Here is a 19,261-nt window from a genome sequence, read left to right as displayed (position 1 = left end):
CAGCATAAAAAAGGATGAAAGATGATGAGCCTGCGCGCCCTGCTTCTGTGGTTTCTTCTGGCCCTGTCGCCCGCCAGCTTCGCTGCCAACTCGCTGATGATCTGGCCGATCGATCCCGCCATCAACCCACAGGAAAAAGCCAGCGAACTGTGGCTGGAGAATCGCGGTAACGCCACCACCATCATGCAGGTGCGCATCTTCAACTGGCAGCAGATTGACGGCCAGGAGCAGTATCAAACGCAGCAGCAGGTGGTCGCCAGCCCGCCGATGGTGCGGCTGGAACCGGGGCAGAAGCAGCTGGTGCGCCTGATTCGCCAGAGCGCGCCGCCTGCAGGCGTAGAGCAAGCCTATCGCGTGGTGCTGGATGAGATCCCGACGCCGAGCTCGCCAGGCGAGAATCAGGCCGGGCTGACGTTTCAGATGCGCTATTCGGTGCCGCTGTTTGTCTATGGCGATGGCCTGACGCGCGACAGCGCCAAAGCCGATCTCAGCTGGCGTCAGGTCAGCCGCGACGGCAAACGCTGGCTGGAGCTGACCAATCGCGGCAACGGCCACGCGCGCCTGAGCAACGTCACCGTCGGCGGTCGCGCGCTCGGCAACGGCCTGTTTGGCTATGTGCTGGCTAACAGCAGCCACCGCTGGCCGCTGAACAGCCCGGTGAGCGGTGAACTCGCGGCCGAGGTGAATAAAAATCACTGGCGCAGCGCTGCCGCGCGCTGATGAAGCTGACGCCGCCTCCCTGCGCGCTGGCGGTGACCAGCGTGCTGTGCTTTTCCCCGCTGAGCAGCGCAGAGACTTTCTCTGAGCTGCCACCGCCGCCTGCCGTCAGCCACAGCGCCAGCGGCCAGCAATACATGCTGGAACTGGTGGTGAACCAGCGCGAACGGGGCGAGATTGTGCCGGTAGAGCGGCGCGACGGTGAGTTCTGGCTGCGCAGCGGCGATCTGCAGCGCGCCGGCATTCCGGCGGCGAAGCTGGCTGGCGAACAGGTCGCTCCCGGTCAGTTGGGTGAGGTTAAAGTGGAATACGATGAACGCCGTCAGCGCCTGCTGCTGACGGTACCGCCCGCCTGGCTGCCAGAGCAGACGCTTGGTCAGCCGCAAAACGGTCCGCGCTATCCCGGCCAGGCCAGCAACGGCGCGCTGCTCAACTACGACTTCTACGCTACGCGCACCGACAACGCCGGTTCGCGCCTCTCCAGCTGGAACGAGCTACGCCTGTTCGGCCCGGCCGGCCAGTTCTCCAGCAACGGTGTCTATATCCAGCAGCTTGCGGGCGATACCCGCGGCCAGCAGCAGGGTTATATTCGCTACGACACCTGGTACAGCAACGAGAACGAGAACGCCGCGCTGAGCTGGCGCGCCGGGGATTTGATTACGGATGCGCTGGGCTGGAGCAACAGCGTGCGCCTTGGCGGCGTGCAGATCGCGCGTGACTTCAGCGTACGGCCGGATCTGGTCACCTACCCGCTGCCGGCCTTTAGCGGCCAGGCGGCGGTGCCGTCGTCAGTCGATCTGTTTATCAATGGTTACCGCAGCGCACAGGCCAGCGTGCAGCCGGGACCGTGGTCGCTGACCAATGTGCCATTCGTTAACGGGGCGGGCGATGCGGTGATCACCACCACCGACGCGGTCGGCCGTCAGGTGACGACGACGCTGCCGTTCTACGTCTCCAGCAGCCTGCTGAAAACCGGCCTGTCCGATTACGCCTTCTCCGCCGGGGCGATTCGCGAGAATTACGGCATCAAAAACTTTGATTACGGCGCGGCGGCGGCCAGCGGCTCCTATCGCTACGGCCTGCGCGACTGGCTGACGCTGGAATCGCACGCCGAAGGCAGCAGTGACGTGGCGATGGGCGGTGCCGGCGCACTGGTGAAGCTGGGCAGTCTGGGCGTCATCAACGCCGCGCTGGCGCAGAGCCAGCTGGACGGCAGGCCCGGTACCCAGTACAGCTGGGGTTACCAGTACAACAACAGCTGGTTCAGCCTCGGCACCCAGCACACGCTGCGCAGCGCGGATTTCGGCAACCTGGCGCTGGTCGGCAGCCGCGGCGACAGCGCCAATACCAGCTATTCGCTCGCCAGACGCAGCGCGCAGTACACCGCCAGCCTGTCGCTCAGCCAGTACGGCAGCCTCGGTCTGGCGTATCTGGACATCGCCGGCGGCAGCGGCGATCGCACCCGCCTGTGGAATTTATCGTGGAGTAAAAACCTGTGGGGCAACAGCAGTCTGTACATCTCCGCCAGCCGCGACCAGCAACAGGGCGACTGGAGCGGCGCGATTTCGCTGGTGATTCCGTTTGGCGAACAGAGCAGCGCATCGATCAGCGTCGAGCGCGATCAGCAGGGACAAAGCAATCAGCGCCTGTACGTGTCGCGCGCCATGCCGAGCGACGGCGGTTTTGCTTATGATGCGTCATGGGCGCATCAGGGCGGCGACAGCGGCGATTATCGTCAGGGCAGCCTGCGCTATCGCAATAACAAGATCGATACTTCCGCCGGCTTTTACGGCGACGATGACAACACCACGCAATGGGCCGATTTCACCGGCTCGCTGGTGCTGATGGACAACCATGTGTTCGCCGCCAACAACATCAACGATGCCTTTGTGGTGGTGAAAACCCGCTATCCGGACGTGACGGTGCGCTACGAAAACCAGACGATGGGCCGCACCGATGACGCTGGCTATTTGCTGGTGCCGTCCATCAGCAGCTACTACGGTGCGAAGTACGATATCGATACCCTCGATCTGCCGGCTGACATGACCGCGCCGAGAGTGGAGCAGCGCTTCGCGGTGAAGCGCAAAAGTGGCTATCTGCTGAATTTCCCGGTGGAGCGTCTGCGCGCCGCCAGCGTGATCCTGCACGACAGCGACGGCCAGCCGCTGCCGGTCTCCAGCCAGGTGTTGCGCCGCGATCGCGCCACTGAATCTGTCGGCTGGGACGGCCTCGTGTGGATGGAAGATCTCAGCGCCAGCAACCCGATGCGCGTGGTGACGCCGGACGGCCGCCAGTGCGAGACCACGCTGGCTATCGCTGAGGGTCAGCCTAAAGCGCTGCAAACTTACGGTCCACTCACCTGCCCGCTGCCGCCTGCCGCGCCCGGTACGACCGTGGATGCCGCCAACAACTCACAGTCAGGGATCTCGCCATGAGGAAATTTCTGTTCTTGCTGCTGTGGCTGCTGCCGGCCAGCAGCTACGCGCTCTGTTCGCTTTCGGCCCCCAGCGCCAGCTTTGGCACGCAAACCACGTTTTACGTGCAATCCACGGCGGTCAATACCTCCAGTAACACCAACGTTAACTGCGGCACCGGCACACTCAACCTGCTGGGCAGCGATTACGTCGCCTATGCGTTTACCACCGCCAACTACCTGAGCGGCACGCGCGCCACTATGAAGGCGTCTGCCAGCGGCACCGATAACGTGCCGATTCAGCTGTGCATCGACAGTGCCTGTGCCACCGAACTGCGCCAGGGCGGCAGCTATCGCTGGAACTCTTCCGCGCTGCTGGCGCTCGGCAACAGCCTCAATTTTGTCATTCCACTCTATTTCCGCACCGTGCCTGGCCAGGTGATTGCCGCCGGCAGTTACACCACCACCATCACGCTGACGGTGAGTTATAACGTGTGCGCCGGGTTGAACGTGGCCGGCGTGTGCGTCGGCACAGTACAGAGCAGCAGCGGGACGGCGATGCCGATCACCGTGAATATGGTGATCACTAACGACTGCACCACGATTACGGCGCCGAACGTCAGCTTCGGCAGTGCGCCGCTGGTCGGCAGTTTTTCTACTGTGCAGCAGACGATTAACGTGGTGTGTTCAAAGGGCAGCACGTATACGGTGGGACTGAGTAATGGCAGCTATTTCAGCGGCACCACGCGCCAGATGGCGAGCGGCACCAACCGGCTGGCGTACGATATTTATAAAGGCACCACCACCACTAATCGCTGGGGCCCGAGCGGCAGCGACCGCTGGAGCAGCGCGACCTCGACATCGCTCAACGCGGATACCGTGACGCGCAATTTTACCTATACGGCGCAGATTCTGACTACGCAGAATACGCCCGCAGCGGGCAATTACAGCGATAGCGTGGTGGTGGATGTGGCGTTTTAGCGGGCGGGTAAGGAGTGGCTGATTCCCTCATTCCCCGCCTTCTCCCGCCAGCGGGAGAAGGGGCCGATCGCGCGGGTGTTGAGGTGAAGCGCAGGTTGGTGAAACCGCACTGAACGGTTCCCTCTCCCGCATGCGGGAGAGGGTTAGGGTGAGGGCCTGCAGGCAGAGCAGGAGCTCGCTGGCACCCTCATCCCCCGCCTTCTCCCGCCAGCGGGAGAAGGGGCTGATCGCGCGGGCGTTGAGGTGAAGTGCAGGTCTGCAAAACCGCACTGAGCGGTTCCCTCTCCCGCGTGCGGGAGAAGGGGCCGATCGCGCGGGTGTTGAGGTGAAGCGCAGGTCTGTGAAACCGCACCGAACGGTTCCCTCTCCCGCGTGCGGGAGAGGGTTAGGGTGAGGGCCAGCGGGAGAAGAGGCCGATCGAGCGAGTGTTAAGGTGAAATACAGGTCTGCGAAACCGCACCGAGCGGTTCCCTCTCCCGCGTGCGGGAGAGGGTTAGGGTGAGGGCCAGTGAGAGAAAGTCAGGGTGAGTCCAGCGCGCGCGCACTCTAACTACAGCGACGCGCCCACTACCGTTGCGCTGTGCCGCGCCTGATACTGTTTCACCATACGGCCGATCAGCAGCGTGCCCACCAGGCCGCACACCGCGGCAAACGACAGCCAGACGCCCGGCATCGCTTTATCGCCAGTAGCATGAATCAGATAGCTCGAAATCGCCGGCGTAAAACCACCAAACAGAGCGGTCGCCAGGCTGTAGGCCAGCGAAAAGCCCGAAGCACGCACTTCAGCCGGCATGATCTCCGCCAGATACACCACCATCGCGCCGTTATAGCTGGCGTACAGGAACGATAACCACAGCTCCGCTTCCACCAGGTGCGCGAAGGTCGGCGATCCCACCAGCCCGTGCAGCACCGGCCAGGTCGTCAGGATCATCAACACGGTAAAGGTAATCAGCAGCGGCCGCCGCCCAACGCGGTCCGACAGCGCGCCCATCACCGGCAGCCAGAACAGGTTCGAGATGCCGACAAACAGCGTCACGAGGAAGCTCTGTTTGTCACTCATCATCAGCACGGTTTTACCAAAGGTCGGGGTGAATGCGGTGATCATGTAGAACATCACCGTGGTGGTGACCACCATCAGCATGCCGGCCAGCACCAGCGCCCAGTTCTGTCCCACTGAACGCACAATCTGGCCCATCGACGGGTGCGATTTACGCTGGCTAAAGGCTTCGGTCTCTTCCAGCATGCGGCGAATCCAGAACAGGAACGGCACAATCAGACAGCCGACCACAAACGGAATACGCCAGCCCCATTCGGTCACCGCGTCCTTCGCCAGCAGATGATTAAGCCCCAGCCCCAGCAGCGCGGCAAAGATTACCGCTACCTGCTGGCTGCCCGACTGCCAGCTGACGTAAAAGCCTTTGCGGCCTTTAGGAGCCACTTCAGACAGATAAACCGAAACGCCGCCCAGCTCCACGCCTGCCGAGAAACCCTGCAGCAGGCGACCCAGCAGAATCAGAATCGGTGCCGCCGCGCCCAGCGTGGCGTAGCCTGGTACCAGCGCGATAGTCAGCGTACCGAGCGCCATCAGGCCGAGCGTCAGTAGCAGCCCTTTGCGCCGCCCGTGATGGTCAATGTAGGCCCCCAGTATAATCGCCCCGAGCGGACGCATCAGGAAGCCGGCGCCAAAGGTCATCAGCGTCAGCATCAGCGAGGCAAACGGATCGTCGCCCGGGAAAAAGGTTTTTGAAATGGCGGTGGCGTAGTAGCCAAACACCATAAAATCGTACATCTCAAGGAAGTTACCGCTGGTAACGCTAAAGATGGTTTTGGCACCGCCCTGCGATGACTTTTGTAAAGCGTGACTTGAGCTCATATCGTCCTTCCTGGTTTTTCTCCTGTTTTAGCCTGCCGGCGCGCGAATAGATGTGATCCTGTTCACCATTGCACTTTACAAAAGTACAAACAAAGGTAACAAATAATTAACACAGCCGGTCCGATCAGCTTATGAGGAAAGTTAATAATTCTGAGCTTTCCAGGTGACAGGTGCAGCACAGACTATCGACTTTACCAGTGGTATAAATTCAGCGATATCAAACCCCAGCAAGCAATATCATGAGCCTTATCCTGCTCTTTTTAATGCCTTTTTCATTAGCAGAACTTATTAAGATCAGTCTTAGAAACGAGACGATTCTGGTACATGGCGCCATCCCCTCCCCCGTTATGCTGGGCAGGCAACGGTAATCACGCCGTTGATGATTTTGGTGGAGAATACTTATGCTAACACCTCTCAGCTTTGACCCCTTTTCATCCATTAATACCTTGCGAGTGGGCACACCTTATCCGCTGCTGAGCGGCAGCCTGCCGGCGCAGGCCGGTGAAATCATTGAATTCATTATCAACGATCACCGCTACAGCACGCCGATTGCCGCCGACGGCAGCTGGTCATTTCAGCCGCCGTTCTCTCTGAGCGAAGGCAGCCACGACATGGTGGCGCAAATCGGCAACAGCGGCGAACCGCATCCGTTCTCTGTCGATGTCGCGCTCTCGGTGCCGGACAAACCGGCAATCACCGCACTGTTTGATGATGTCGGCAGCGAAACCGGCCCGGTCGGGCGCGGTCACACCATTGATGACACCACGCCCAAAGTGCAGGGCTATGCGCTGCCGGGCAGCACGGTGCGGCTGTACGATCACGACAGGTTGATTGGCAGCACCGTGGCCAGTAAAAGCGGCGAATGGTCGCTGGAGCCGCTGCTGGGCGCGGGCGGTCATCAGCTAACCGTCACTGCCACCGACGAGTTTGGCCGCGTCAGCGAACCTTCTGACCACTTTGACATCACTGTGGTTGAGAGCGGACCGGTGCCGCCGACCATCAGCTACGCGATTGACGATGTCGGCACCGTGCAGGGCCAGCTCGCCAGCGGTTCCACCACCGACGACTTCTCGCCGCTGATCGTGGGCCGCGCGGAGCCGAACAGCATCGTTTATCTGTTCGCGCAGAACGATCACGGCGGCATCGGCTATAAAGGCAGCGTTAAAACCGATGCCAACGGCGACTGGGTAATTCAGTCACGCGCGATGATCAGCGGTGACGGCATCTACACCTTCTACGCTTCCTACGAGAACAGCAAAGACGACTACCGTCCTGATTTCAGCCTTAATATGTCGGCGCTGGAAAATCTGCGTCCGGCTATCGACTGTGCGCGTGACGATACCGGCGCCCATACCGGCCAGGTGTACCATCGCGGCACCACCGACGATAAAACGCCGGTGCTGGAAGGTCGCGGTGCGCCGGGCAGCATCGTTGAGATTGAGTACAACCTGAGTAACAGCGGCTGGCACAGCGCGGGCAGCGTGACAGTCGATGCGCAGGGCAACTGGCAGTTCGCCGGCTTCGAACTCACCTATTTTGGCGAATGGGGTTTCCGCTCGCGCGGCGTGGCCGATGGCAAAGCCAGCGCGTGGAGCGATAAGTTTGAGCTGCTGGTGATCCCCGGCGCGCCGCTGGAACCGACCATCGACTACGCCTGGGACAACGCGGGTCCGCTACAGGGGCCGGTTTATCAGCATGACTCAACCGATGACACCACGCCAACGCTGCACGGCAGCGGCACGCCGGGCCAGGTGATTGAGATCGAATATGGCGTGCAGGGTGAAGGCCTGCGCCACGCCGGCAGCGTGCTGGTCGATGCCGACGGCAAATGGAGCTTCACCTCGCCGTATCTGCATCAGCCTGGCGTGTGGGAATATCAGGCGCGCGCCTCGACCGGTGAGATGAAGAGCAACTGGAGCAGCAAATTCGTGCTCGACGTCAGCCCGGACGCCGCGTTCGATCAGCAGGCGCAGGATGAAGCCCAGCCGGACGCGCTGACGCTCCACCAGCTGCTGAGCGAAGGTGGCAAAGGGCTGTTCATTGAGGATGACAGCACCCAGCTGCTGGTGAAAGGCAAGCCGGGCGACAGCGTGCAGCTGCAGGATATTCTGCCGGTAGGCGAAGCGGTTGATGGCTGGACGCAGCAGACCGGCACCCTGACCATCGCCGGTACGCAATACCACGTCTGGAGTCACGGCGACGCCGAACTGCTGGTGCAGGACGGCGTGCAACTGCAACTGGTGTAACCCCCGATGCCGTGCGCTTAGCACGGCATCACCCTGCCCTCTTTCCCCGGCTTTTCACCCGTTCGGACTTTTCTCCCTTCGGGACAGGTCTCATACAGCGTTTTACGTCATCTATTACAAAATGCGCACTTTATAACAAGGCGCAGCGGGCTTTGCTGCAATAGACCCAACATAAAACACAGGAAAAACTCCATGGATCTGTTTGATTTTAAAGAGGTGAAGTACCTCGAGCGCGACACCAACACCCCAACGTTTTTCGGTAAAATCGATTCAGAAGTAGGTAAAGGCGGCCAGGTAATGATTACGCTTGGCGACAGGAATTTCTTTGTTGACATCAACCCGCAGGACGGCAGCTGGAAGTGGACGCCACCGGAAGCGCTGGCCGACGGTGAATACAGCCTCTCCTTTATGACCATCGATACCGCCGGTAACCTCAGTACGCCGTCGCAGCGCACACTGATCGTCGATACCACGCCGCCGGTCGCACCGACGCTGCTCAACCTGTACGACGATCAGGGCGCCATCACCGGCAGCTTTGACGCCGGTAAAATGACCGACGATCGCCGCCCGACCCTGACCGGCATCGCCGAAAAAGGCACCGTGGTGTATCTGAAAGAGGGCAACACCGTGATCGGCAGCGCCAAAGCCGACGAGAAAACTGGTCTGTGGACCCTGGAGCCGACGGTGGATCTGGCGGATGGTCGTCACAACCTGACGCTGGTAGCTGCGGAAACCTTTGCGGATAAGCTGCGCGAGGGTAAGCCGTCGGACGAGTTCAGTATTATCATTGGTAAAGACGGCGACGTGCCGAGCGATCCGGGCGGCGTGGCCAAAATCATTGAGGCGATCGACAATGCCGGCAGCCTGACCGGCTCTTTGAAAAGCGGCGGCATTACCGATGACACCACGCCAGAGCTGCGCGGCAGAGCGCCGGAAGGCAGCGTGGTGCGTATTCAGTACCGTAACGATAAAGGTGAATGGATCGACGGCGGCAATGCGGTAATGAACGGCACCAGCTGGAGCTGGACGCCAGACCCGGCGCTGGGTGCCGGTAACTGGGAATTCCGCGCCAACGCCGGCAGCGGCTGGACCGACGAATTTAAGCTGGATATCGATCTCGCACCGGCGGCAAAAACGGAAATCACCCACGCTTACGATGACTTTGGCCCGTTCACCGGCACGCTGGGCAACGGCGCCATCACCGATGACCGCACGCCAAACCTGCACGGCCGCGCCGAATCAAACAGCCTGGTGTATATCCATTATCGCAACGCATCAGGCGCATGGGCTCTGCTGGACAGCGTGACTGCTGGTGCCGATGGGCGTTGGGAATATGAGTCGGATCGTTTGACGCCGGGTACGTATGAGTTCCAGGCGGGGACGTCAGCAACTCGTGACAGTAGCGGTAAGCCATTCGGCTTAAAAATTGTTGCACCAGGCAGCACTATTCCTGTCATTGAAGGTGCATGGGATGACTCTGGCATGCTTCATGGCAAAATCAGTGATAGTTACACTGATGATCAAACACCTACCCTGAAAGGCCTGGCAGAAGCTAATGGAATAGTTGTAATCGAATATCAAAAAGTCAATGATGCTCGCATTTATACCGCTTCCGTAACCGCCGACAGTAACGGTCACTGGAGCTTTACTCCACCGGACAATTTAAATTACGGCAACTGGACATTTAAGGCCAAAGCTGAAAATGGCTATGACTGGAGTAGTGACTTTATACTGGAAATCAATCCTAATGAATTTCGCACTAATAAGTTTAACTATGAAAGTGGAATAACTGAACTTTTAACTGGCGAGAGCATTAATTTCCTGGAAAACTTCACAATGAAAGTTATTTCCGGAAAAATATCCGAGCATGAAACCGGCTACTCACTTGATCCAATCTTGGGAAAAAAAGAGCTCAGAGTGGAAGACAAGACCACATTTGAATTGAAATTCAAAGGCGTTAAGGATTTCACATTTGATACTTATGGCATTGGATCGACAATGGCTGGAACCAATCCTGGTAATTTTAAAGTCACTTATTTTGACAAGAATGGAAATGTAATTGGACATGAGCTTGTAAACCTTCCTACTGGATACCAAAACAAAATATACACACATACGTTCTCATCAAATTCAGGTCTTATATTTGGTGCATTGATTGAAGTGAACGATCCAGGATCGTTATATATAGATAACTTTCACTGGACCCCAGGAATCAAAGCACTACCTATGATTGATTCCATATGGGATAATTATGGTCAATATCAGGGAGCTGTCTATGACAGCTATACGGATGATCGCACGCCAACATTGAAAGGATACTCACAGCCTAACAATATTGTAATGGTTAAATATCAGTTAGAGAACGATCCCGCTGTATATACAGCCACTGTTGTTGCTGATTCACAAGGAAACTGGACATTTACCCCAACTACATCACTGGATTATGGGAATTGGTCTTTTAATGTGAAAGCGCAAAGTGATACCGCATGGAGTGAAACTAAAAAATTAGAAATCAGCCCTATAGAATTTAAAAGCACCAGCCATGAATATAACGGTGGAATGCCCACACTTACTGCCGGAGATGAATTTGAATTTTCAAAAAATATTTCCATCAATATCATTCACGGCATGGCCTCTGATTTTACAACAGACAACAACCTTCGCCCGAATCTTGGAAGCCATTATATACGAGTCGAACCGGACACCACCTTTGAATTAAAGTTCAAAGGCGTTTTAGACTTCTCATTCGACATGTCAGGATTAGGTAGTGGCACTGGAGGCGAAAAGCCAGGAAAAATAAAAGCAACTTACTATAACATTAACGGTGAAATTATTGGGACTGAAACCATTCAACCTCCTGGAGGTTATATGTATGACATTTATCGCCATAAATTTTCTGCAGGAGGACAGCTTATTTATAATGTAACTTTAGAGACAAACGATCCGGGTGCAATGTACATTGACAATTTCAGTTGGACACCTGGTATGACTAACAATGATCCGTCAGCTAATACAATGTCTAACGAAGCCACAGCAATTATGGATTTGAATGATGATGTAGACAGCGTTATATCATTAAGCCTTAAAGAGCTACTCTCAACCGGTCAAAAAGATCTCTTCATCGACGACGGCAAAACCCAGCTGATGGTCAACGGCAATCAAGGCGACACCGTGCGCCTCGAAGACATCCTGCCGGAGGGCAGTGAGCAGAACGGCTGGGCCGAGCAGGCTGGCACCGTGACTATTGCCGGCACCCAGTATCACGTCTGGAGCAACGGCGACGCTGAGCTGCTGGTGCAGGACGGCGTGAAAACCGAGCTGGTGTAAGGGAGAGCCATCATGAACCAGATTCTTAATGCATCTTACCGCTACACCGACGATCCGCGCCGCGGCTACAGCGGCACCGCCGCGCAGGCGCGCAACGGCTTCGCGGAAATCGCTATTGATGGCCAGCCGCCGTACACCGTCAAGGTCGATGCAGAGGGCCGCTGGAGCTGGACGCCGCCCGCCGACTGGACGCCGGGCGAGCACATCGTGTCGGTGCGCATGATTGATGCCGCCGGCAACATTGGTAATCCCGCCCAGTTCATTCAGGTGGTCGACTACACGGCGCCGGACGCGCCGCGCCTGCTCAACATGTACGATGACCAGGGCGACATCACCGGCAGCTTCGATGCCGGGCGCATGACCGATGACCGTCGCCCTACCCTGACCGGCGTCGCCGAAAAGGGCACCGTGGTGTACCTCAAAGAGGGCGATACGGTGATCGGCAGCGCGCAGGCCGACGCCATCACCGGTATCTGGACGCTGGAGCCGGACGCCGACCTGAGCGACGGCACCCATCAGCTGACGCTGGTGGCGGTCGAAACCTTTAACGGCAAGCTGCGCGAGGGCGAACCTTCTGCGCCGTTTGAGCTGCTGATTGGTCGCGACGGCGCTGCCGCCACGGTCATTTCCCACGCGGTGGATGACGCCGGCCCGGTCACCGGTTCGCTGCTGAGCGGCGCGCTCACCGACGACGCCACGCCGCAGCTGCACGGCAGCGCCCCGGCGGGCAGCACGGTTTTCGTGCAGTACCGCAACGCCAGCGGCGAGTGGGTTGACGGCGGCGCGGCGCAGATCGACGGCACCCGCTGGAGCTGGACGCCACCGGCTGAGCTGGACGCCGGCAGCTGGGAGTTCCGCGCCGGTCAGGAAGGCAGCTGGAGCGACAGCTTTACGCTCGATATCGCCTTCGCCGGCAGCGACGCGCTGCACGCCACGCTGACCCACGCCACCGACGATTTCGGGCCGGTCACCGGCACGCTGCTGAGCGGTGCGCTCACCGATGACACCACGCCAACCCTTAGCGGGCGCGGCGAAGCCAACAGCAACGTGGTGGTGCGCTACGGCATTGCTGGCGAGTTCACCCATTCCGTGGTGGTGACAGTGGGCGCGGACAGCAACTGGAGCTTCACACCGCCGGCGCTGGAGTACGGCGTCTGGTCGTTTGCCGCGCAGGCGCAGGGCGACAGCCAGTGGAGCGACACCTTTGAGCTCATCCTGATGCCGGGCGGCCAGCACACGCCAGAAATCCTCCGCGTGTACGATGACGTGGCGCTGTATATCGGCGAAGTCAGCAACGGCGGCATCACTAATGACCGCCAGCCGGAGCTGAGCGGTGTTGCCGAGGCTAACAGCGTGCTCAACGTCTACGACGGCAGCACGCTGATCGGCAGCGTGCAGGTCGGCGCAGACGGCAACTGGCGCTTTATCACGCCAGAGCTCAGCGATGACTCGCACAGCCTCAGCGTCAGCTACGGCGCTTACGACGCTGGCCTGCCGGCGTACAGCATCGTCGTGGACGCCACGCCTCCGGGCGAGGTGGAAATCAACGCGCTCGCCCCGCTCGGCCTGACGCTCAGTGACGTGGTGGAAGCCGGCCAGCAGGACCTGTTCATTGACGACGGCAAAACCCAGCTGCGCGTCAGCGGCCAGGCCGGCGACAGCGTGCAGCTCAGCGACATCCTGCCGGAAGGCGAAGCGGTCAGCGGCTGGACGCAGCAGGCGGGCACCGTCACCATCGCCGGCAGCCAGTACCACGTGTTCAGCCACGGCGACGCCGAGTTGCTGGTACAGGACGACGTGAAAATCGAGCTGGTGTAACCCCCCGATGCCGTGCGCACAGCACGGCATCATCTTCTCCTTTTCCTCTGTTTTGAATTCGTTCGGATTTTTCTCCCTTCGGGACGTATCTCATACGGCGTGTTACGTCATCTATTACAAAATGCGCTTTCAATAACAAAGCGCGGCGGCTTTCGCTGCAATAAACCAACGACCAACACAGGAATATCTTCCATGGAACTGTTCAATTATGAAGAGGTGAAATACCTCGAGCGCGACACCAACACCCCCACGTTTTTTGGCTATGCAAATTCAGAAATTGGTAAGGGCGGCACCATGCTGATTACCGTCGGCAAAGAGACCTTTTCGGTAGATATCGACCCTGCCAACGGCTACTGGAGCTGGACACCTGCAACACCGCTGGAGGATGGTTACTACAACATGTCTTTTCAGTCGGTTGATAAGGCCGGCAACGTCAGTACACCCAGTCTGCGTACGCTGATTGTTGATACCACACCGCCAGCAGCGCCGACGCTGCTGAACATGTACGACGATCAGGGTGACATCACCGGCAGTTTTGATTCTGGCAAAATGACCGACGACCGCCGCCCCACCCTGACCGGTATCGCGGAAAAAGGCGTAATTGTTTATCTGAAAGAAGGCAATACGGTTATCGGCAGCGCGAAGGCGGATGAAAATACCGGGATGTGGAAGATCGAGCCGGAGATTGACCTCACCGACGGCCAGCATGATTTGACGCTGGTGGCGAGTGAAACCTTTGCCGGTAAGGTGCGTGAGGGTGAGGTTTCGGATGCTTTTAGTATCATCATCGGAAAAGATGGCTCAACCCCGCCCGATCCCGGCGCCATTCTGGAAATCACTCACGCAATAGATAATGTCGGCAATGCAACTGGCGAATTGAAAAGTGGCGGACTGACTGATGACACCATGCCGGAGCTGCATGGCACCGCAGCGGAAGGCAGTACGGTGCGCATCCAGTACCGAAATGCGCGGGGCGAGTGGGTTGACGGCGGCAACGCAGTGATGGACGGTACCCACTGGGTCTGGACGCCAAACCCGGCGCTGGGCGCCGGAAGTTGGGAATTCCGCGCTAACGCTGGCAGCGGCTGGAGTGATGAATTTACCCTGGATATTAATCTTTCTGCGTCCACGAAGACAGAAATTACTCATGCCTGGGACGATTTTGGTTTATATACTGGCATGCTCGGTAACGGCGCCATTACCGATGACCAAATGTTAGATCTGCATGGCCGCGCCGAGTCGAACAGCATCGTTTATATCCATAACCGTAATACACTTGGCACCTGGCAGTTACTGGGCAGCGTCATCGCAGGTGCCGACGGCCGCTGGCAATACGACGCGCCACGTCTGACATCCGGCAAATATGAATTTCAGGCGGGAGCCTCTGCTACGCGGGATACGAATGGCAAACTTTTTGAACTGACCATTGCGGCATCAGGCAGCATCGTTCCGGCAATTCATTCAGCATGGGACGATGCCGGTCTTTATCATGGCGTGATTAAAAATGGCGGTTTCACCGACGACACCACACCTACCCTGTCAGGAAAGGCTGAAGCAAACAGCATCGTTATTATTGAGTTTACGGATAACACTGTTACGCATACTGCATCGGTTCAGGCAGATTACAAAGGGAACTGGTCTTATACGCCAGGCCAGCTTGAAATTGGAAAGTGGACATTTTCCTCAAAGACTCAGGGGAGTACCGAAAAAAGCGCTGGTTATGTTATCCATGTTGAAACAAAAGAATATGTTATGTCAGGGTGTAACTTTGACTACATTCCGGCCCATTTAAATGAATTTCTTCCTAAAACCTTCGAAGCTATTGGGAAAAATTTTAGCATGTATGAAACCTATGTATTTGACAATGGTTTCTCTTTTCGCTCGAATTATGGATATGCCTACTTATCCAATTACAACTACTTTGACGGAAGCCATAACCTTTATATCGCTTACGGTGCAGATATTAGGTTCACAATACCCGGTTCAAAAAAATTTGAACTAGATTTTGCTCATGGGCATGGTGGCTATTTCTCTATCTCATTTTATGACAAAGATGGCCGACTCATCAGCCAGGAAAAAATAACCGCACCTCGAGATGGAGTACACCATAAAGAATTTTACTTTGAAGATAAAATAATAAGTTATTTTGACATCAAGGTTATGAATGTGAACGGCCTTTTCTTTGATAACTTCGCATGGAATAAACAAATCAACTCAATAACAGATATTGAAGACAATGCAACTTCAGTATTTGATTTTAACAGCGAAAACATTCTCAAAGATTTCTCCATGGAAGATGTCCTATCCAAAGGCCAAAAGGATCATTTCATTGACGACGGCAAAACCCAGTTAATGGTCAACGGCAACCAGGGCGATACCGTACGTCTCGAAGATATCCTGCCTGAAGGCCGCGAGCAGAAGGGCTGGACTGAGCAAACCGGCACCGTCACCATCGCCGGCAACCAGTACCACGTGTTCAGCCACGGCGACGCGGAACTGCTGGTGCAGGACGGCGTAACGGTGAATCTGGTTTAACCGCGGTTCGCCACCGCATAATGACATGGCGGCCTGCTCTGGCCGCCATAATAAAAAAGGTCGTCATGAATGACGACCCTACAGATATGGTGCTGGTATTACGCCGGTGAAACTATTTCTTCACCGTCTCCATGCCCATTAAACCAATCTTCAGATAACCCGCTTCACGCAGCTGATCCATCACCGACATCAGCGTTTCATAATCGACTGATTTGTCCGCCTGGAAGAAGATGGTGGTCTCTTTGTTGCCTTCGGTTTGCGCGGTGAGCGCATTCACCAGCGTCTCTTTGGTCACCGCATCGTTACCGATGTAAATCTGTTTATCCGCTTTGATCGACAGATAAACCGGCTTCTCCGGACGCGGCTGTGGCGCGCTGGTGGAAGCAGGCAGATTGACGCGCACATCCACCGTGGCGAGCGGCGCGGCGACCATGAAGATGATCAGCAGCACCAGCATGACGTCGATAAACGGCGTTACGTTGATTTCGTGCATTTCGCCATCGCCGACCGCATCATCGTTTAAACGCATCGCCATAATACTTACCCTACGCGCAGTTTCTGGGCCGCCGCCGGACGGTTAACTTCTTTTGCGGTATCGACGTTGCCGAGGTCCAGATCGCGGCTCTGCAGCAGCAGTACCTGCGCCGCCACGTCGCCGAGCGACGCTTTGTAGCTGGCGATCATGCGGGCGAAGACGTTATAGATCACCACAGCCGGGATTGCCGCTACCAGGCCAATCGCCGTCGCCAGCAGCGCTTCCGCGATGCCCGGTGCCACCACCGCGAGGTTGGTGGTCTGGGTTTTCGCGATACCGATAAAGCTGTTCATGATGCCCCACACGGTACCGAACAGACCGATAAACGGCGCGACGGAACCGATGGTGGCGAGGAAGCCGTTACCGCGACCGGCGTGGCGGCTGAAGCCTGCAACGCGACGCTCAAGGCGGAAGCTGGTGCGCTCTTTGATGCCGTCGAGGTCTTCGCTGCCAGCGGAGAGTTCCAGTTCGTTACGCGTGTCGGCGAGCAGCACAGCACTGTGGCTGTTGGCTTTGAAGTTTTCGGCAGCGCGATACGCGTCATTCAGTGAGCGCGCTTCGCCCAGCGCCAGCTGTTCACGCTTCAGGCGACGTTTCGCCCCGCTCAGCTCCGCGTATTTGCCAAAGAAAATCGCCCAGGTGACGACCGAGGCCAGCAACAGGCCGATCATCACAATTTTTACCACGATATCGGCATGCTGATACATGCCCCAAACGGAGAGGTCCGTTTGCATCAAGTCACTGGCTACCACGCTGCGTCTCCGACTTCTGTTGCACCGTTCACGATTGAAGCGCGGATCATAGCAAAAAAACCGACCGAAGTGATAGTGGTTCTCATTACTATTTACAAAGCTGTAACCCGCTGAATTGATACGGCGCAATATTTAGCGCGATAAATCGCGCCGCTACGGTTTGGTGCGGTCTGTGGGATGGAGCAGCAGTCACGGTTGCGCGATGAATCGCGCCGCTACGGTTGGGTGCGATTTGCGGAAGGGAGCAACAGGCGTAGCTGCGCGATAAATCGCGCCGCTACGGTTTGGTGCGGTTTGTGGAATAGAGCAACAGGCACGATTGCGCGATAAATCGCGCCGCTACGGTTGGGTGCGGTTTGTGGAATAGACCAACAGGCACGGTTGCGCGATGAATCGCGCCGCTACGGTTTGGTGCGGTTTGTGGAATAGAGCAACAGGCACGATTGCGCGATAAATCGCGCCGCTACGATTTGGTGCGGCTTGCGGGATGGAGCAACAGGCACGGTTGCGCGATAAATCGCGCCGCTTCGGTTGGGTGCGGTCTGTGGGATGCAGCAGCAGGCACGGTCGCGCGATGAATCGCGCCGCTACGGTTAGATGCGGTTTGCGGAATGGTGCAACTGGCATGGACGAACATCCCGCACGGGTTGTAGCGGCGCAATTTATTGCGCTTTGCTTTTCCGCCGCGTAATAAAAGCCGCAATCAGCCTCTTTCCGCGATTGTGCTGGCGTCACTCTGATATTCGGCAAACGGGCTCAACCCCGCGCCGCGATTCGTGGTAAGTTGAATGCTTTGTGAGACGTGTCAGGAAAGGCAGTGATGGCAACGAAAAAAATTGATACCCGGCTTGTCACCGCGGGACGCAGCAAACGTTACACTCAGGGCTCGGTTAACAGCGTCATTCAGCGCGCATCCTCACTGGTTTTTGACTCCGTCGCGGACAAACAACGCGCCACCGCCGGACGCGCCAGCGGTGAACTGTTTTATGGCCGGCGCGGCACCCTCACCCATTTTTCCTTCCAGGATGCGATGACCGAACTGGAAGGCGGCGCCGGCTGCGTGCTCTATCCGTGCGGTGCGGCCGCGGTCGCCAATGCCATCCTCGCGTTTGTCACCAGTGGCGATCATATTCTGGTCAGCGGCGCGGTATACGAACCCACCCAGGATTTCTGCACCAAAATTCTCGCGAAGCTTAACGTCACCACCACCTGGTTTGATCACTGCATCGGCAGTGAAATCGGCGAGCTGGTGCAGCCGAACACTCGCGTGGTGTTCTTTGAATCACCGGCTTCCATCACCATGGAAGTGCAGGATATTCCGGCGATTGTCGCGGCGGTGCGCGCCAAAGCGCCAGATGCGGTGATCATGATTGATAATACCTGGGCGGCGGGCGTGCTGTTTAACGCGCTGGAGCATGGCATCGACATTTCTATCCAGGCCGGCACCAAATACATCATCGGCCACAGCGATGCGATGATCGGCACTGCGGTGGCCAACGAACGTTGCTGGGCGCAGCTGCGCGAAAACTCCTACCTGATGGGCCAGATGGTGGATGCGGACACCGCGTACATGGCCAGCCGTGGCCTGCGCACGCTGGCTACGCGTCTGCGTCAGCACGAAGAAAGCGGTCTGCGCGTGGCCGAATGGCTGGCGGCGCAGCCGGAAGTGGCGCGCGTCAACCATCCGGCGCTGGCGCAGTGCAAAGGCCACGAGTTCTGGCGGCGCGACTTCAGCGGCAGCAGCGGGCTGTTCTCATTCATCCTGCATGAAAAACTCACCCCGGCGCAGCTGGCAAATTATCTCGATCGCTTCCACCATTTCAGTATGGCCTACTCGTGGGGCGGCTTTGAATCGCTGATTCTGGCGAACCAGCCGGAAGAGCTGGCGGCAATTCGTCCGGCGGGCGGCGTGGATTTTGACGGCACGCTGGTGCGTCTGCATATCGGGCTCGAGCACGTTGACGATCTGCTGGATGACCTGAAAGCCGGTTTTGCCCGCCTGAAAGCGTAAAAAGATAAACCAAACTTAAACCATCCGGTGCGGCGTAGCGGAGATCAACGATT

The 19,261-nt window shown here is 57.5% G+C and carries 11 protein-coding genes; 8 read left to right on the top strand and 3 right to left on the bottom strand.

The annotated features are described in order from the left end of the window. Positions 1–21: 21 nt before the first annotated feature. Genes AC6I8P_RS02915 through AC6I8P_RS02905 form a run of 3 tightly spaced genes read left to right on the top strand, consistent with a single transcriptional unit; the run spans position 22 to position 4,111 of the window. Entirely contained in the window at positions 22–720 is a 699-nt protein-coding gene (locus AC6I8P_RS02915; RefSeq protein ID WP_481657331.1) for a fimbrial biogenesis chaperone, read from the top strand. Then, positions 720–3,152 (top strand): fimbria/pilus outer membrane usher protein, encoded by a 2,433-nt coding sequence (locus AC6I8P_RS02910; protein WP_481657330.1) that lies wholly within the window; start codon positions 720–722, stop codon positions 3,150–3,152. The genes AC6I8P_RS02915 and AC6I8P_RS02910 overlap by 1 nt, the downstream gene beginning before the upstream one ends. Further along, positions 3,149–4,111 (top strand): Csu type fimbrial protein, encoded by a 963-nt coding sequence (locus AC6I8P_RS02905; RefSeq protein WP_059012047.1) that lies wholly within the window; start codon positions 3,149–3,151, stop codon positions 4,109–4,111. Before AC6I8P_RS02910 ends, AC6I8P_RS02905 begins: the two co-directional genes overlap by 4 nt. 550 nt (positions 4,112–4,661) lie before the next feature. Here AC6I8P_RS02905 and AC6I8P_RS02900 read toward each other — a convergent pair. Next, positions 4,662–5,984, bottom strand: coding sequence for an MFS transporter (locus tag AC6I8P_RS02900; protein WP_211725074.1), 1,323 nt, complete (start codon positions 5,982–5,984; stop codon positions 4,662–4,664). A gap of 401 nt (positions 5,985–6,385) precedes the next feature. Between AC6I8P_RS02900 and AC6I8P_RS02895 the strand changes: the two genes are divergently transcribed. From AC6I8P_RS02895 to AC6I8P_RS02880, 4 genes are all read left to right on the top strand, one after another. Beyond that, on the top strand, positions 6,386–8,230 hold the full coding sequence (locus AC6I8P_RS02895; RefSeq protein ID WP_498030950.1) for an Ig-like domain-containing protein: 1,845 nt from the start codon (positions 6,386–6,388) through the stop codon (positions 8,228–8,230). Positions 8,231–8,422: 192 nt separating this feature from the next. Then, complete coding sequence (locus AC6I8P_RS02890; protein WP_498030949.1) at positions 8,423–11,557, top strand: Ig-like domain-containing protein; 3,135 nt, start codon at positions 8,423–8,425, stop codon at positions 11,555–11,557. Positions 11,558–11,569: 12 nt separating this feature from the next. Continuing rightward, on the top strand, positions 11,570–13,375 hold the full coding sequence (locus AC6I8P_RS02885) for an Ig-like domain-containing protein (protein WP_498030948.1): 1,806 nt from the start codon (positions 11,570–11,572) through the stop codon (positions 13,373–13,375). 192 nt (positions 13,376–13,567) lie between these two features. Continuing rightward, positions 13,568–15,910, top strand: a complete 2,343-nt coding sequence (locus AC6I8P_RS02880; protein WP_338670733.1) for an Ig-like domain-containing protein — start codon at positions 13,568–13,570, stop codon at positions 15,908–15,910. A 112-nt stretch (positions 15,911–16,022) separates the two neighbouring features. Here the strand turns inward: AC6I8P_RS02880 and exbD are convergent, their stop codons facing one another. Next, the gene (exbD, locus tag AC6I8P_RS02875; RefSeq protein WP_021509588.1) at positions 16,023–16,445 is read right to left on the bottom strand and encodes a TonB system transport protein ExbD; all 423 of its coding nucleotides are present in this window, start codon (positions 16,443–16,445) and stop codon (positions 16,023–16,025) included. 5 nt (positions 16,446–16,450) lie between these two features. After that, positions 16,451–17,179 carry a tol-pal system-associated acyl-CoA thioesterase gene (gene exbB, locus AC6I8P_RS02870; protein ID WP_031280126.1) on the bottom strand — a complete coding sequence of 243 codons (729 nt, stop codon included), beginning with the start codon at positions 17,177–17,179 and terminating at the stop codon, positions 16,451–16,453. 838 nt (positions 17,180–18,017) lie between these two features. Here exbB and metC point away from each other — a divergent pair. Then, on the top strand, positions 18,018–19,208 hold the full coding sequence (gene metC / locus AC6I8P_RS02865) for a cystathionine beta-lyase (protein WP_498030947.1): 1,191 nt from the start codon (positions 18,018–18,020) through the stop codon (positions 19,206–19,208). The last annotated feature ends 53 nt before the right edge of the window (positions 19,209–19,261 follow it).

This window comes from gamma proteobacterium symbiont of Lampromicra miyakona, from assembly GCF_059730895.1.
The sequence above is the reverse complement of the archived record's forward strand: the minus strand, read 5'-3'. Positions and strand labels throughout refer to the sequence as shown.